Source organism: Lentibacillus daqui, assembly GCF_027186265.1.
GTDB lineage: Bacteria > Bacillota > Bacilli > Bacillales > Amphibacillaceae > Lentibacillus_C > Lentibacillus_C daqui.
On record NZ_CP114176.1, the window covers coordinates 2,161,156 to 2,176,202 of the forward strand.

Annotated in this window: 17 protein-coding genes; 6 read left to right on the forward strand and 11 right to left on the reverse strand. The window is 40.3% G+C overall.

Annotated elements, in window-relative coordinates; translation table 11 throughout:
* Positions 1 to 20: 20 nt before the first annotated feature.
* The 3 genes from pyc to O2S85_RS10990 all read right to left on the reverse strand — a co-directional run bounded on the left by pyc (position 21) and on the right by O2S85_RS10990 (position 5,117).
* Complete coding sequence (gene pyc / locus O2S85_RS10980; RefSeq protein WP_269409383.1) at positions 21 to 3,449, reverse strand: pyruvate carboxylase; 3,429 nt, start codon at positions 3,447 to 3,449, stop codon at positions 21 to 23.
* Complete coding sequence (gene ftsW, locus O2S85_RS10985) at positions 3,437 to 4,615, reverse strand: putative lipid II flippase FtsW (protein ID WP_269409384.1); 1,179 nt, start codon at positions 4,613 to 4,615, stop codon at positions 3,437 to 3,439. The genes pyc and ftsW overlap by 13 nt, the downstream gene beginning before the upstream one ends.
* Before the next feature lie 217 nt (positions 4,616 to 4,832).
* A complete protein-coding gene (locus tag O2S85_RS10990) occupies positions 4,833 to 5,117 on the reverse strand; it encodes an Fpa/YlaN family protein (protein WP_269409385.1) in 285 nt (94 codons plus the stop codon).
* A gap of 155 nt (positions 5,118 to 5,272) precedes the next feature.
* Between O2S85_RS10990 and O2S85_RS10995 the strand changes: the two genes are divergently transcribed.
* Together O2S85_RS10995 and O2S85_RS11000 are read left to right on the forward strand one after the other, a co-directional pair.
* Positions 5,273 to 5,758, forward strand: coding sequence for a hypothetical protein (locus O2S85_RS10995; protein WP_269409386.1), 486 nt, complete (start codon positions 5,273 to 5,275; stop codon positions 5,756 to 5,758).
* A 186-nt stretch (positions 5,759 to 5,944) separates the two neighbouring features.
* The gene (locus O2S85_RS11000) at positions 5,945 to 6,529 is read left to right on the forward strand and encodes a YhcN/YlaJ family sporulation lipoprotein (protein ID WP_269409387.1); all 585 of its coding nucleotides are present in this window, start codon (positions 5,945 to 5,947) and stop codon (positions 6,527 to 6,529) included.
* A 109-nt stretch (positions 6,530 to 6,638) separates the two neighbouring features.
* Here O2S85_RS11000 and O2S85_RS11005 read toward each other — a convergent pair whose 3' ends face one another.
* Positions 6,639 to 6,923: a YbyB family protein gene (locus O2S85_RS11005; RefSeq protein ID WP_269409388.1), complete on the reverse strand. Its 285-nt coding sequence runs from the start codon at positions 6,921 to 6,923 to the stop codon at positions 6,639 to 6,641.
* A gap of 227 nt (positions 6,924 to 7,150) precedes the next feature.
* Here O2S85_RS11005 and O2S85_RS11010 point away from each other — a divergent pair, with 227 nt between their 5' ends.
* Positions 7,151 to 7,354 (forward strand): YlaI family protein, encoded by a 204-nt coding sequence (locus O2S85_RS11010; protein ID WP_269409389.1) that lies wholly within the window; start codon positions 7,151 to 7,153, stop codon positions 7,352 to 7,354.
* A gap of 56 nt (positions 7,355 to 7,410) precedes the next feature.
* Here O2S85_RS11010 and O2S85_RS11015 read toward each other — a convergent pair whose 3' ends face one another.
* Positions 7,411 to 7,713: a YlaH-like family protein gene (locus O2S85_RS11015; protein ID WP_269409390.1), complete on the reverse strand. Its 303-nt coding sequence runs from the start codon at positions 7,711 to 7,713 to the stop codon at positions 7,411 to 7,413.
* A 220-nt stretch (positions 7,714 to 7,933) separates the two neighbouring features.
* On the opposite strand from O2S85_RS11015, the gene O2S85_RS11020 reads away from it, so the two are divergent.
* Positions 7,934 to 8,110, forward strand: coding sequence for a DUF5325 family protein (locus tag O2S85_RS11020; protein WP_269409391.1), 177 nt, complete (start codon positions 7,934 to 7,936; stop codon positions 8,108 to 8,110).
* A 7-nt stretch (positions 8,111 to 8,117) separates the two neighbouring features.
* Here O2S85_RS11020 and O2S85_RS11025 read toward each other — a convergent pair whose 3' ends face one another.
* Both O2S85_RS11025 and O2S85_RS11030 read right to left on the reverse strand, forming a co-directional pair.
* Positions 8,118 to 8,927 (reverse strand): inositol monophosphatase family protein, encoded by an 810-nt coding sequence (locus O2S85_RS11025; RefSeq protein WP_269409392.1) that lies wholly within the window; start codon positions 8,925 to 8,927, stop codon positions 8,118 to 8,120.
* A gap of 155 nt (positions 8,928 to 9,082) precedes the next feature.
* Positions 9,083 to 9,274, reverse strand: coding sequence for a YkzI domain-containing protein (locus O2S85_RS11030; protein WP_269409393.1), 192 nt, complete (start codon positions 9,272 to 9,274; stop codon positions 9,083 to 9,085).
* A 338-nt stretch (positions 9,275 to 9,612) separates the two neighbouring features.
* Here O2S85_RS11030 and O2S85_RS11035 point away from each other — a divergent pair, with 338 nt between their 5' ends.
* Complete coding sequence (locus O2S85_RS11035) at positions 9,613 to 10,239, forward strand: YktB family protein (protein ID WP_269409394.1); 627 nt, start codon at positions 9,613 to 9,615, stop codon at positions 10,237 to 10,239.
* 326 nt (positions 10,240 to 10,565) lie between these two features.
* Here the strand turns inward: O2S85_RS11035 and O2S85_RS11040 are convergent, their stop codons facing one another.
* The 4 genes from O2S85_RS11040 to O2S85_RS11055 form a co-directional block, all read right to left on the reverse strand.
* Positions 10,566 to 10,841 carry a UPF0223 family protein gene (locus O2S85_RS11040; protein WP_269409395.1) on the reverse strand — a complete coding sequence of 92 codons (276 nt, stop codon included), beginning with the start codon at positions 10,839 to 10,841 and terminating at the stop codon, positions 10,566 to 10,568.
* 15 nt (positions 10,842 to 10,856) lie between these two features.
* Positions 10,857 to 11,813, reverse strand: coding sequence for an NAD(P)H-dependent flavin oxidoreductase (locus O2S85_RS11045; protein WP_269409396.1), 957 nt, complete (start codon positions 11,811 to 11,813; stop codon positions 10,857 to 10,859).
* A gap of 113 nt (positions 11,814 to 11,926) precedes the next feature.
* Positions 11,927 to 12,037: a GapA-binding peptide SR1P gene (locus O2S85_RS11050; protein ID WP_269409397.1), complete on the reverse strand. Its 111-nt coding sequence runs from the start codon at positions 12,035 to 12,037 to the stop codon at positions 11,927 to 11,929.
* 140 nt (positions 12,038 to 12,177) lie between these two features.
* Complete coding sequence (locus tag O2S85_RS11055; protein ID WP_269412558.1) at positions 12,178 to 12,984, reverse strand: polysaccharide deacetylase family protein; 807 nt, start codon at positions 12,982 to 12,984, stop codon at positions 12,178 to 12,180.
* Positions 12,985 to 13,349: 365 nt separating this feature from the next.
* Between O2S85_RS11055 and O2S85_RS11060 the strand changes: the two genes are divergently transcribed.
* Positions 13,350 to 14,894, forward strand: a complete 1,545-nt coding sequence (locus O2S85_RS11060; protein ID WP_269409398.1) for a glycine betaine uptake BCCT transporter — start codon at positions 13,350 to 13,352, stop codon at positions 14,892 to 14,894.
* The last annotated feature ends 153 nt before the right edge of the window (positions 14,895 to 15,047 follow it).

Consider the following 15,047-nt stretch of genomic DNA (forward strand, 5'->3'; position numbering starts at 1 on the left):
CAGGCTGAGTGACTATGTTTTTATTCAAATTCAATCAATAAGTCATTCACTGCAATCGCTTCTCCATTTTTCACGTATACATCCTTGATCACACCGGCAAATGGTGCTTGTACGGTGGTTTCCATTTTCATTGCTTCGGTAATTAATAAGTGATCACCTTTCTTCACTTTCTCACCTTTTTCGCAAACAACCTTCACAACCGTTCCAGGCATGGTTGCACCAATCTGTTTTTCATTGCCAGTATCTACTTTTTGTTTCACTGCAACCTGGGATTGGACACCTTCGTCCTTGACAACTACTTCACGTGATTGCCCATTTAATTCGAAATAGACAATCCGAGTGCCATCCGCATGCGGTTCCGAGATGGAGACTAGTTTGACAATTAACGTTTTACCTTGCTCAATTTCTACTTCAATCTCTTCACCCAAACGCATACCATAGAAAAATGTTGGGGTATCCAATACCGACATATCTCCATAATTTTGTGTAAACTTTTGGAAATCCATAAATACCTTGGGATATAATGCGTACGAAATCAAGTCAAAACTAGTCACCTGACGATCCAATGTTTTAAACAGATCGTTCCGTAATTGGACAAAGTCAACTGGTTCAAGCAACGCACCGGGTCTTTCGGTAATTGCCTTTTTACCTTTTAAAATGATCCGTTTTAATTCTTGCGGGATCCCTTGATATGGTTGGCCAATATAGCCTTGGGCAAATTCAACAACGGAATCCGGAAAGTCAATGGTTTCTCCACGTTCATAAATGTCATCTTCGGTTAAATTATTTTGTACCATGAACAATGCCATGTCACCAACAATTTTCGATGATGGTGTCACCTTAACCAGGTCGCCAAACATTTCATTTACGTTCCGGAACATGACCTTCACTTCATTCCAACGATCTTCCAGGCCAACAGCTTTTGCTTGCTGCCGTAGGTTACTATACTGACCACCAGGCATTTCATGAAAATATACTTCCGTGTGTGGTGACTTCATGCCACTTTCAAAATCATGATAATATGCTCTGACTCCCTCCCAATATTGTGACAGTTTTTCATAGGAAGCAGGGTTGATTTTTGGCTGCCGATCGGTACCTTCCAGTGCATGATAAAGGGATTGTGCACTCGGTTGCGATGTTAATCCAGCCATGGCACCGCAAGCAACATCTACCGCATCAACACCAGCGTCCGTTGCGCGTGCATAAGTGAAAATACCATTACCACTTGTGTCATGCGTGTGTAAATGGACCGGAATATCAACCGTTTCTTTTAGTGAGGAAACCAGTTGATAAGCGGCTTCCGGTTTTAATAATCCAGCCATATCCTTGATTCCTAAAATATGGGCGCCGGATGCCTCGAGTTCTTTTGCCAGATTTTTATAATACGTCAGATCATATTTCGTCCGGTTGGAATCCAGTATATCCCCGGTATAACACATCGTCGCTTCGGCAATTTTATTACTGTCACGAACTGCCTTGATTGCTGGCCGCATTCCTTCCATCCAATTTAAACTGTCAAAAATGCGGAACACATCGATCCCGGCAGATGCACTCTTGTCAACAAACTCCTGAATGACATTGTCCGGATAGTTCTTATAGCCAACTGCATTACTTGCTCGCAACAACATTTGGAACAGAACATTCGGAATTCTTTCTCTGAGTGATAATAAACGATTCCACGGATCTTCTTTCAGGAAACGATAGGAAACATCAAATGTGGCGCCACCCCACATTTCCAGTGAAAACAGTTCCGGTAAAAGTCTTGCGGTTGGTTCCGCAACTTGCAATAAGTCCTTTGTGCGTACACGGGTTGCCAATAATGACTGGTGGGCATCTCGGAAAGTTGTATCCGTATATAATACTTCTTTTTGTTCCTTTAACCAGGATGCCAAACCCTCTGGCCCGTGTTCATCCAAAATTTGTTTTGTTCCAGTTGGCATTTTTTCATTTGGATGAGTTTTCGGAACTGGTGGTTCGGGAAATACTGGTTTCTTTTTCGGCCCGTTTACAGTAGTTTTTCCAATATAGGTTAGCATTTTTGTGCCACGGTCTTTACGTTTTGGAAATACAAATAACTCTGGTGTTTGATCAATAAAGGTTGTGCTATACTCACCCGACAAGAATTGCTTATGCTGAATCACGTTTTCCAAAAACGGAATATTGGTTTTAATGCCGCGAATCCGAAATTCCCTTAGATTACGCACCATTTTTTGTGCTGCTTGTTCAAATGTTAATGCCCAGGTTGATACTTTTACGAGCAACGAATCGTAGTGCGGTGAAATGACTGCTCCCTGAAAACCGTTTCCGGCATCCAGTCGTACACCAAATCCCCCACCAGAGCGATACGCCATGATTTTACCAGTATCAGGCATAAAGTTGTTCAACGGATCCTCTGTTGTTACGCGTGCCTGGATAGCATAGCCATTGGTTTTAATGTCTCCTTGTTTCGGTATACCAATCGAACCACTATGGAGCGACTGCCCTTGTGCTACCTTGATTTGTGTCTGCACAATATCCACACCGGTAATCAATTCCGTTATGGTATGTTCTACCTGAACGCGCGGGTTCACTTCGATAAAATAAAAATCATTATCCGTCACCAAAAATTCCACGGTTCCAGCATTTAAATAATGAACATTCTTCATTAACTTGACAGCAGCTTCACAAATATCGCTTCGTAAATCGTCACCCAATGAGACACTCGGGGCAATTTCTACGACTTTTTGATGTCTGCGTTGAACAGAACAGTCACGCTCGTATAAATGGACAATACTTCCATCACGGTCGCCGATAATTTGTACTTCTATATGTTTCGGATTTTCAATTAATTTCTCCACATATACTTCATCACTGCCAAATGCGGCATTTGCTTCAGATTTGGCGCGGTCATATGCCTCTCGCAACGCATTGCTGGAACGGACAATTCGCATTCCTCGTCCTCCACCACCGAGCGATGCTTTGATAATGATTGGATAACCATACTTCTCACCAAACGCTTCAACTTCTTCAACGGACGTGACTGGTCCATCACTTCCAGGTATCACAGGTAGTCCAGCGTTAATTGCCTGCTCCCTTGCACGCACCTTATCGCCGAACATGCTTAAATGTTCACTGGTTGGCCCAATAAACGTAATACCTTCTTGTTCGCAGCGTTTGGCAAATTGAATGTTTTCGGATAAAAAACCATACCCTGGATGAATGGCATCGACGCCAACATCTTTTGCAATTTCAATAATTCCCTCGATATCCAAATAAGCATCAATCGGCTTCTTTCCCTCGCCGACCAAATAAGCTTCATCCGCTTTATACCTATGATAAGATCCAGTGTCTTCATTGGAATAAATCGCAACCGTTCGAATGTCCAATTCGGTACAGGCACGAAAAACCCGGATAGCTATTTCTCCTCGATTTGCGACTAATATTTTATTGATTTGCTTTACATCAGCCATGATCTTCCTCCTTTATCAACATTTTGTGGCATATCTTTGCTTTTTACTTGAACAGGTTGTTGTTCCTGCTTTTTTACGCTTCTAGCAATATTATTTAAAATTCCCATCGAGATCAACATGATCAACAGGGAAGAACCACCATAACTAATAAACGGCAATGGTACACCAGTAATCGGGAGTAAACCACTGATCGCTCCTAAATTGATAAATGCCTGAATGCCAATCATCGAAGAAATCCCGATGGCGAGCAGAGCACCGAAACTGTCTTTGCACTTTCTGGCAATAAATATCCCCCTTAATACAATGGTCGCCAACAAACCAATCACCAGGATGACACCGATGAATCCCAATTCTTCGGCAATGATAGCCATAATGAAATCGGTATGCGCCTCCGTCAAATAGCCAAGCTTTTGAACACTATTGCCAAGCCCTTCACCGGTCAGTCCCCCAACACCGATTGCCAAATAGGATTGAATTAGATGGTACCCTATATCATCCGGATGTTCAAAAGGTTGATAGGCTCCGGTAAACCTGCCAATTCGTACATCAGTTACCATACTTGGTACGGCAATCATAATAATCAAAAGACCGATGGCAATCAGGACAAATAAATGTTTGAATTTAATTCCGGAACTAAAAATGACCGAACAGGCAATCAAAAAGATAATTGCTGCAGTTCCAATATCCGGTTGTAAAACAATCAGACCCAATACTGCCCCAGTTAAGATTAACGGGGGCAATACTCCTCTATTAAACTCTTTAATATAGGACTGTTTTTTTGAATAAACGGAGGCCAAATACATAATTAACCCCAGTTTTGCGAATTCCGCAGGCTGCAGGCTAATGGGGCCGAAACTGAACCAGGATTGCGCATTATTTACATTTTTCCCAAAAAATAATACGGCTATCAATAAAATAAAAATAAACAACATGATTAATTTCATAAGTTTTTGATAATATTTATACGAAAATATACTACAAAATACAAAGGCAATCGTGCCAACGACAAACCATTGCAATTGTCTAAAAAGATAAAAGGTGCTTTCATGTCCTTCAACGACGGCAGTCACCATACTTGCGCTATAGATCATGACCATCCCGAAAGCACTTAGTACCAAAGGTGTAATCATCAAGGTAAAATCATTATATTTAAATAACCTTTTCATCGTACTTCTCCCTACTATGTAATTCGCGCAATTTTATCATTTTGTTTTTGATAGTATAACACAAATATTTATTCGGTGTAATTCATTTTTACCGACCAGAATCTACCAAGCTATCCTCGGTATTAACGGCAGGAAATAGTATTTTTAATAAAAAAACCTTGCCATGAACATATCGGCAAAGTTTTACTGCGGTAAGCCAAAATTATTTTGCACAAATCTACACAGATTTTTGTGCCGCTTCATGCAATATATTTAGCTGTCGTTCGAGATTCTCAAGAAGTGATTTTCCATCGTTCTCATCAATTAAATTTAGCCGCACTGCAAAATCTATTTCCCTGGACAGACCAAACATTTGTGTATCTAAAACCTCTTCATACAAGGGACACTTAGGTGTCATTAAGTTCTCAATTTGAACTTCAATTAGTTTCAAAATTTTATCAGCATCAGCCTTAAGAAGGGCATAGGCTTTTTCACGATGATTTACGGTCACCTCAGATAACAAATATATCCCCTCCACTCAGAAGACTTCCTTCTACTTATTATATTAACGGTCGTAACCATAAAATGCAAATAAAACTTAGTTTGCCTCTTTTTGATGATTTTTCTTCGTACGTCTGCTATTCTGAACAAGTACATATTTTAAAGAGGTGAATAACAATGATTGTACCGATAACAGGGAATGTCGCTTATCCCATTACATTGGATCCAACAGTCTGGATATTCGATGCACGGAAAATTTTACTGGAAGATGCCTTTGTGGAAAAAGCAAAAACCCCCGATGAGGATTTGACGGAGTTGCAAAAAGCATCAGAACGCTGGGATCGTGCAGTGTCTCCATCAAATAAAACATCTGTTAATCCTGGTATCTCACGCAAAGAGGGTGAAAGGATTTTAAAAAATTCCTATGTGATACCGATCAAAGATTTTGTTAATAATGCAGAACCAAATGAGGATGCGACAAATGCCGTATTAATAACGACAAATGCCGAAATTCGCATCGAACTGGAAGATTTCATCAACGGATTATTTTTATTTTCTTTCAATGGGAAGCCACTAAAAGATGGGCCATTGCATTTTTTCTATCATGATGGTTCCAATAAGGATAACCCGGTAAAATGTGTTACAAAAATCGTGATTGAATAGTGATCAAAAAGCTGTTTGCTAATAGGCAAGCAGCTTTTTCACATTAAATAACATATAAAATCCATGCTCTATTCGCCGCACAGTCCAGGATATACGCCGCTAAACGAGTGCCTTCGCTTTTCTTGTATAAATTTGCTTTCCAGGTTCAAAATAAGGCAACACAGTTATTTTGAAGGAGGAAAAGAGATGCTATTGCGCTTATATACATTCCTTATTGCCTGCGTTATTATCCTGGCCGGATGTCAGCAGAATGGTGAAACATCTTTACCCGAGAAAGAAAACGGAAATCAATTGACACATGTGAAAAATTCTCAACCCGTTGAAAACGACAATCTCACCAATAGCGAAATAGCTGACCATTTAGCTGATATTGCTAATACAGTTCCAAACGTAAACAGTGCCTCAGCAGTCGTTGCCGGCCCTTATGCGGTAGTTGGAATTGACGTGGATAAAGACTTGGATCGCTCCCGTGTTGGTACAATCAAATATACCGTAACAGAAGGATTAAGACATGATCCATATGGAAAAACCGCTGTTGTTGTAGCCGATGCAGATATAACGGAAAGACTGCGGAATATGAGCAATAAAATTGGCCAAGGACATCCTGTTAATGGTGTCGTTGATGAGTTATCCGCAATTGTCGGCAGGTACATGCCTGACTTTCCGGTTGATGAAGACCAGCCACAAGAACCCGACCAAAACAAAGAAGTCATCCCGAAACATAATGAAAACAAATTGAACGATATTGAGAATGATCAGGGTAATAAATAAAACGTGAAAGGATACATCAAATCAGCTTGTACGATCATTGACCGCATTTCCAGGTCAAAGCTAAAAAAGGTGCTCCCGATCAATGGAAGCACCTCAGCTTTATCCAGGTTTACTGTTCTTCGTCAGCCTTAACCTCATTGTAATAATTAACACCAAACTGCGAGCCTTCCGAAACCATCTTTGCATTTTCCAATTGAGCCAAATCTTTTTTGGCTGTTTGATCCGGGATCCCTGCTTCATCCAACGTAGAAACATCATCATTTTTAAACGTCTCCACCATGGTTTTAGCCTTATCCTGGATTTTTGCACGTTTGTCTTTATCCATTAGTAAATATCCCGCTGTACCAGCACCTGCTGCAGCCCCAATCGCCGAAATAATGTATCTCTTCTTCATATCAATCGTCCTTTCACCTTTTTGTGTAACATATACCCCTTATATTATTCATCAAACATCAAAATTGTATGCATCTTTTATCGACATGAATCCTGTGTTATAGTTAAACTGTAATGATAGTTATATTCAACCGACTTTGCATATTTTTCTACTGGATTTACAACATGAACAATATTCAGCTGAAATTTCCATATTAAACACTGACGGGTCGAATTAGAGGTGATAAAATGCAAGTGAAATGTGTCCTTTGTGACCGGGTGGAAACGATTGATGATTATTCACTCAAGGCAAAACGATTACGAAATAGAAAAACAAGCATGTATTTATGCCAGACATGCTATTGGCGGATCGACACCAAAACCAGGGAAAGACATGAAACTGGCAATTTTCATTTGTATCAGGAAAAGAAACATAAAGATAATTTGATATAAAAGCCACATCGATAACAAAAAACTCCCGGTACTTGGGAGTTTTTTGTTTTTGCCAATTATTGAGTTTTTGCTCGTCTTTTTCGTTGTTGATGCAGGCGAAATCGATAAATTCCCATAACCACCGAAATAATAATTAAACTTTCGGTCATTGGCATTCTAAAAATGCTAAAAATCGTAATTACATATGTACCAACAGCAAGCATCACATAAACAAAGGCCGTTTTTAGTGGTGGTAATTTTCGGGCAAACCCCAATTTGAATGCGATCGCACCAAAGATTAAATTTAGTACATATAAAGTCCAAAAAATATGATCAACGCCAAATGTGTCTTTAATATAGTTGAAAATAACGCTATCCATCCATATATCCCCCATTAACGTGCATGTCCACAAATCAACACTCTTTCCCTATCATACTAGAACTTTTCTACTCGTGCCAGTCTAAAATATAACGATAATCGGACATCTTGTTTATTTTGAAAAATACCAGCAAATAATTTATACTGTTAGTGTATATAGGAAAAGTTTGTCCAACAAAGAATGACTGTGATGCTACATGTCTTACACTCGGGGTGAAATCATGAAAAAAATAAATTTTCCAATGTTATTATTAGCCATTGTTGTTATTGCCATGTTTGTTGGTATGGGTGCAGCACTTTCCTACCAGAATTTCTGGCTGGTCCTGTTATTTTTTGTACTGGGATTTGCGGCAATGGAACTCGGCTTAATCATTAAACGTAAAAGAAGTGACGCATAGTCAAGCGTCACTTCTTTCCTTTAATAAGAAAGTCATCCAATATCTGCTGCCGAATTGCGGGGTTTCCAGTAAAAACGGAATTCTTTCCCAGCAAATTAACAGGGTCGCCAGTGGTAGTGGTAGTTTTGCCACCAACTTCATTCACAATGACCATTCCGGCAGCATAATCCCACGGAGAAAGGCTCAAGGTTAAATAACCATCTGTAATTCCTTCTGCCACATAGGCAAATTCCAACGCGGCTGATCCGTATGACCTGGAACCACGAACTGTTTTAACCAATTTCTGCATTTGCCGTTCGTCAACAAGTCGATTTTCGCATAGCCAAAAATGATTTAAACCAAGGATTGCTTTTTTCAATTGAACATCTTCCCTTAGGGGCGGCAATGATACATCGTTTTTGAATGCCCCCTCCCCTCGTTTGGCATGATATAAAACATCTTCCATCACATTATAGATGAGGCCAATTTCACCAATGCCCTGATGATAAATACCAACCGAAATAGCAAAATTGCGTTTCTGGTGAACAAAATTCATTGTCCCATCGATTGGATCCACAATCCAAACCGTTCCGTCCAATGAATCGTGATTATCACCATATCCTTCCTCACTAAGCAGGAAGTGATCCGGAAATGTTTCTTTGATGGCTGACGCAAAAAAACGCTCCGTTTCTTTATCCATTTGCGTCACCAAATCATTCGGGTTTGATTTGGTATCAATAATTAGCGGATCATTTATGCGTTCCCTGATTGTTTGACCCGCCTGAAGTACCCAAGCTTTTGCCTGTTCAAAAATATTCTCTCGCAACCCAAAATCCATATGCTATGTCCTCCAATGCTTAGATTAGTACCATACTATCAAATCCTGCCAATAGCGTCATTAAAAGTGCCCTGCTTAAGAATTACTTCTTTAAACGGAACAAAAAAGGACACCTATACAGAATAAGAAACATAGGCGTCAGGTCAGCTTGGGCGTTATTTATTTTCTATTTCAAGTAGTTGTCTCCGGAGTTGTTCCAATCGTTCTTTTGTTTTTATGATTTGAACAGTATCGTTCGCTTTCATCGCATCATGAAGTGTTACAAGCTCATAATCAATTTCCATACGAATGACAGGCAATTTCTCTTCGGCTTCTTTTCGTCTCAGGGCTTCCATTACGTATTTCATATACCTTCATCCCTTCAGATGACTTATGTTATACTATGACTTAAATCACTATATCGTTCAACATTTTTCCCGGGTGAATCATAAATTTAGGAGATTAATGACACTAGGCTTTTCTTAATTATTAATATTCTTATCTATTCCCAGTTTAGCCGATTTTAAACGGTATTGCTTGACTGAGGTAACGATTTACTTAATAATGATTATAATCTACTAGTGCGTGTTCAAAAGGAGGATAAAAAGGACCGAGAAGTTCTAGGCGGCGTAGCTTTGAGCAGCGGTAAAAATGGACACGCTCTACTAGGCAATAAGCATGTTTACTCGAGAAAGGATGACAGATTGTGACATTTCATGGCTTTTCATCAGCGGATTTTGCGGTTTTTTCGAATGATGGATTAGACGAACGGATGGAGGCAATACAAAACCGCATCCAGCCAAAATTTCAAGAAATCGGAAATGAACTGGTCGACTATTTGCAAGCAATACTTGGAAACGAAATGTTCTTGCATATTGCCAAACACGCCAGAAGAACCGTTAATCCCCCAGATGATACATGGTTGGCAATTGCCAATAATAAACGCGGCTATAAAAAGCATCCCCATTTTCAGGTAGGTTTATGGGATGATCGTGTTTTCGTCTGGCTTGCCTACATTTATGAATTACCAAATAAACAAGAAATGGCCGAGGTATTTTTAGATCACCAGCATGACTTGGAACACATGCTTCCAGCTGACTACAATATTTCCATGAACCATATGAAAAAGTCAGATGACCAACTAAGGGATGTTGAATTGAATGCGATTTTGGAACGATTTAAAAACGTAAAAAGTGCCGAGCTCCTGCTGGGAAAACAATTTGCCGCAAATGATCCAATTCTGGCAGATGGGGCATCGTTTTTACAGGAAATAAAGTCCATCCTGGATGTATTGGTCCCTATTTATCAGCTTTCTTTGAGAACAAAGGCGTAAGCGCCCGGTTAGCGGCGTAAAAACTGCGCCCTTGCAACACGGGTGGTTCGGCGTTGCCGCGCAAAGCGGCGTCCTTAGCCGAACATCCTTACCTACGAGATAAAGGAAACATGCCCCTGCAAAAGGGGTATGCCGACGTTGGCCGCAAAGGCCGTTCTTAGTCGGCCTTCCTTTAACTTACGAACCGATGTTGACTTATCGCAGGAAGAAACCTGAAGTTTGCTAGCCGCTGGGCGCTGGAGCCGGACGGGGCCAACACTGGCATGAGCATAATAGAGCCTGAATTTTTTTACTATTATACCCTTCGGAAAAAGGGCGGTAACTGTTTACCCGCCCTTTTGTATTGTGACGGTACCATTTGTAGCTTTTGCCTGTTTTACAACCTGGTAACTAGCATACCCGGAAGCCTTTTTAAATTCCGCAAAAAGTCTTTTTTCTTCACTTTTGGACGGAACAATCTGTTTGAATCGGTGATAGGCAAGCATGACATCCGCCGCTTTTACATTATTTTCGTATGCCTTTTCAATCATTGTAAAGAAATTGACCACATCGGTGATTTCCTCTTTTGTCCATGTTTCATCAATTGGATAATGATAATTCATGCCGCTATCCTCCATTTACCGCCATTTATTTCGAATATCCTCTGCTTCTTTCAACAGGCTTGTCACTAATTCATCCACGGTTGGAATGGTATGAATGCGTGCTGCGATTTGTCCTGCCCAGCCAAAACCGGTTGTAGCATCACCATCGTAAATATACCGTTTATTTGCTTCTCCACTAATATATGTCTTCAGATCGTCATATGTAGACTGGTTTGCCTCCAAATCAAGAATCGCATCCGTCCATTCATTTTTCAATGCTCTTGCTGGTGTACCCAGGGTGCGTTTGATAACAGTGGTTGCATTTTCGTCCGCATCGATTAGTGCCTGTTTATAGTCCGGATGGGCATCGATACATTCTTTCGTTGCGATAAACCTGGTACCCATTTCAATTCCTTCAGCTCCAAGTGCCAAGGCTGCCATCAATCCGCGGCCATCACCAATTCCACCAGAGGCAATAACGGGAATCGACACATGATCGACTACTTGCGGGGTTAATACAAGTGTACCGGTATCCCCGCGTCCCAAATGACCGCCACCTTCCTGACCAACGACCATAACAGCATCAGCACCTAATTCCTCCGCTTTTTCCGCCTGTCTTCTTGCTGCAACCAGTACCAGCTTTTTAATCGGATGTTCATTCACCATGTCCAGCACGCCTTTAGGATTCCCTCCGGTGACTGAAATAACCGGTACTTGCTCATCAATTGCAGCCTGGACCATATGTTCAAATGTGCGCCCATGCTGACCAATGGCAAAGTTAACCCCAAATGGCTTATCTGTGAGTGTTCTGACACGTTTAATTTCTGCTTTTAATTCATCTGGGTCCGCTAGACTCATGGCGGTAATCTGACCCAAGCCCCCGGCGTTGGAAACTGCAGCTGCTAAATCGGCATAGGCAAGATACGCCAGCCCCCCTTGGATAATTGGATATTTAATCTTTAATAATTCTGTTATTTTTGTGTTCCATTCCATGACTCAACTCTCCCCCATATCAACTATTTCTTTTATGCTATCATGTACTACCTTTTTATCCAACAAAAAAGACTGCCAAAAATTCTTTGACAGCCCCTTCATCTAAATCTATATTATTTATTCTTATTGTTACAATTAGGACATGTTCCATAAAGCGTTGTTACCTTCTCATCATCAAAATGTTCAATTGTTTTTTGACAATCCTGGCATATGACCGTACCCATTCGACCAGCTCCTTTTTGATTAATTGTAATATTGTAAATACATTATAGTATGACATAATTAGAATTGCAACCCCTAACAGTATATCACATTAAAAATAGGGATCTGCCCAACGTGCCTTGGAGCAAATCCCTTTATCACTTTATCTTATCAACTTTGGATCGACTATTTCATATCCCTGATCACGTAAACCGGTGACAATATCTTTAATGGCAGCAGCTGTCCATGGGCGGTCATGCATGAGTAAATTAGCGCCGTTGTTTAATAAATCAGTGTGAAGCATAATATCGGTGATTGCATCTTTTGACATGTATTCCTTATTCCAATCATAGCCATATGACCAATTCATTAATGTCATCCCTTCATCCTTGACTATCTGCTTGGAATAATCGGTATTAGCTCCGTTTGGTGCTCGAAAGAATTTTGGTTTTTCGCCAATGATTTTTTCCACCATATCATCTACCCGGACAATTTCCTCTTTTTGCTTTTCTTTGGATACATCAGGCAGTAAAGTGTGGTTATACGTATGGTTTCCAATCACGAATCCCATATCATGAATTTGTTTGAGTTCTTGTTTCTTCTCCGGGGATTTCAGAAAATGTCCATTCACAAAAAAGATCGCACTGGCATCCAATTTTTTCAATGTCTTAGCAATATCTAACGCATGTTCATCTGGAGCATCATCGAATGTTAAAAGCACTACTTTTTCATTGGCATGTTTACTGATCGGGACAACCGACCATGCATCCGAAATTTTATATTTTGGGGTTCTCGCATTTTCTGTTTTTTCCTCGTTTTTTTGTTTATCTTTCCCCTTGCCACCATCGGCCGGTGTTTTCTCTGTTTTTGTAACTGCAACATCTTCCTTATCCGATTGTTCCTTTTCGGTATGTGCGCTACATGATGCCAACAGGAAAACAAACCATGACAACAAGACAAATACCTTCATTTTTTTCACAGTTGTCCATCCCTTCGTTGTTTTAATGACCTATTTTTATTTTAACGAATATCCCAAAATCATGTATACGGAACAAAAAATTTCTGTTATCAAGAAATTTTTTGTTTGCAAATGGACAACGCCGGGTATACAGTCAACCATTGGGTCCTGTAAATCCATGACTAGATTTGTCGTATTAGCAAATAATAGAGAAAAAGTTGAGACAAAAACGAGAATATGTTTAAATACATAAATGTGCCCTTTTTATCTAGTTATAGGAAAAATCCCCTTAAACTTTTTCTAATCAAATTAAAAACGGAACAGACTTATCGAAAAGTCGGTTGTTTCCCTACTCTGTATAGAAAGGAATTATGTTTATGAAGAAAGTTACACGCGTTTTTTATATTTCGGCAGTTATCGCCATTATTTTTATCGTATGGGGAATTGTTCCTAAAGGTGTTCTCCCGCATGCGAATTTGGACAATGTGACAACCAGTATCCAAACATTTTTTGTCGATAAATTTGGCTGGTTTTATCTGCTAAGTATGACTGCATTCGTTATCTTTTCGCTCTATCTTATTTTTTCCAAGTATGGCAGGATAAAGCTTGGTAAACCAGGTGATAAACCGGAATACTCGTATATTACCTGGTTTGCCATGCTCTTTAGTGCCGGAATGGGAATTGGATTAGTCTTTTGGGGGGCTGCTGAACCAATCTCCCACTTTAATGAACCACCATATGGGGATGGACAAACTGCAGGAGCAGCCAAAACCGCTATGCAATATAGTTTTTTTCATTGGGGATTACATCCATGGGCGGTTTACGCAACACTAGGCTTGGCACTGGCTTATTTCAAATTCCGAAAACAAGCACCTGGTGTGATCAGTGCGATTTTGCAACCTGTTTTTGGGGATCGTGTAAAAGGACCGCTTGGCACATGTATTGATGTTATCGCTGTGTTTGCAACTGTTTTTGGCGTTGCCACGTCACTTGGTCAAGGTGCCATTCAAATCAGTGGAGGACTTTCCTATGTTTTCGGTCTTAATCAGACGATCACGGTGCAATTTGTAATTATCATTTTGGTCACTATTCTTTATTTAATTTCCGCAATGACCGGGTTAAATAAAGGTATCAAGTATTTAAGTAATACAAATATTATTCTTGCTATTATGCTAATGGTGTTTATGTTGTTTGTGGGGCCCACTAAATTTTTTATGGATTTCTTTACTACATCGATCGGTAGCTATGTGCAAAACTTACCAAGTATGAGCTTTCGGATGACACCATTTAATAGCGGCGGCAGTGAGTGGCTGAATAACTGGACCATGTTTTTTTGGGCATGGTGGATTGCCTGGGCACCGTTTGTAGGAATGTTTATTGCCCGGGTTTCACGTGGAAGAACCGTTCGGGAATTTGTAACTGGGGTATTACTTGTGCCGACTATTTTCAGTGCATTATGGTTTACGGTTCTTGGCGGATCCGGCATTCATTTGGAAGTGTTTGATCATGTGGACATTATGTCTTCCATTAATGATATCGGCGAAGAAGCAGCACTCTTTGCTGTATTGGAACACTTTCCACTCGGTACGATTATCTCAGTTCTCGCCATTCTGCTCATTAGTATCTTCTTTATTACATCGGCCGATTCGGCGACATTTGTACTAGGTATGCAAACTACAGGTGGTAGTCTTTATCCACCAAATATCGTGAAGCTTGTCTGGGGACTTATTCAATCAGGTGCCGCAGCCATTCTCTTATGGCAAGGCGGGTTGAATGCATTGCAAACTGCATCCATAATTGCCGCATTACCGTTTGCAATTATTATGCTCCTCGTTATCGTGTCATTGGTTAAGTCATTTAAAGAAGAAGCACGACAGTTTGAATTAAAACAAAATAAGCAACGAACGAGTAGCAGAGGTTAGCAACTAATGAGTTGCCAGGCATTCCTAATAAAAGACCCCTTGATACATTTTAAAACGTATCAAGGGGTCTTTTATTCCTGTTTATAGCGTATGTGTTGCCCGCTCACATACGAATAGGAGAGTTGTGTGACGAACACAACTCTCCTATTTGTA

Bases quoted from the DNA above. Each gene is read 5' to 3' on its own strand.
- O2S85_RS11040 (WP_269409395.1), bottom strand. From the start codon at position 10,841: ATGAATTATCATTATCCAATTGATGAAACATGGACAAAAGAGGAAATC.
- O2S85_RS11050 (WP_269409397.1), bottom strand. From the start codon at position 12,037: ATGGGTACGGTCATATGCCAGGATTGTCAAAAAACAATTGAACATTTT.
- O2S85_RS11045 (WP_269409396.1), bottom strand. From the start codon at position 11,813: ATGGAATGGAACACAAAAATAACAGAATTATTAAAGATTAAATATCCA.
- O2S85_RS11055 (WP_269412558.1), bottom strand. From the start codon at position 12,984: ATGAAGGTATTTGTCTTGTTGTCATGGTTTGTTTTCCTGTTGGCATCA.
- O2S85_RS11030 (WP_269409393.1), bottom strand. From the start codon at position 9,274: ATGAAATACGTAATGGAAGCCCTGAGACGAAAAGAAGCCGAAGAGAAA.
- pyc (WP_269409383.1), bottom strand. From the start codon at position 3,449: ATGGCTGATGTAAAGCAAATCAATAAAATATTAGTCGCAAATCGAGGA.
- O2S85_RS11015 (WP_269409390.1), bottom strand. From the start codon at position 7,713: ATGGATAGCGTTATTTTCAACTATATTAAAGACACATTTGGCGTTGAT.
- O2S85_RS11025 (WP_269409392.1), bottom strand. From the start codon at position 8,927: ATGGATTTTGGGTTGCGAGAGAATATTTTTGAACAGGCAAAAGCTTGG.
- O2S85_RS11005 (WP_269409388.1), bottom strand. From the start codon at position 6,923: ATGAAGAAGAGATACATTATTTCGGCGATTGGGGCTGCAGCAGGTGCT.
- O2S85_RS11060 (WP_269409398.1), top strand. From the start codon at position 13,350: ATGAAGAAAGTTACACGCGTTTTTTATATTTCGGCAGTTATCGCCATT.
- ftsW (WP_269409384.1), bottom strand. From the start codon at position 4,615: ATGAAAAGGTTATTTAAATATAATGATTTTACCTTGATGATTACACCT.
- O2S85_RS10995 (WP_269409386.1), top strand. From the start codon at position 5,273: ATGATTGTACCGATAACAGGGAATGTCGCTTATCCCATTACATTGGAT.
- O2S85_RS11010 (WP_269409389.1), top strand. From the start codon at position 7,151: ATGCAAGTGAAATGTGTCCTTTGTGACCGGGTGGAAACGATTGATGAT.
- O2S85_RS11000 (WP_269409387.1), top strand. From the start codon at position 5,945: ATGCTATTGCGCTTATATACATTCCTTATTGCCTGCGTTATTATCCTG.
- O2S85_RS11020 (WP_269409391.1), top strand. From the start codon at position 7,934: ATGAAAAAAATAAATTTTCCAATGTTATTATTAGCCATTGTTGTTATT.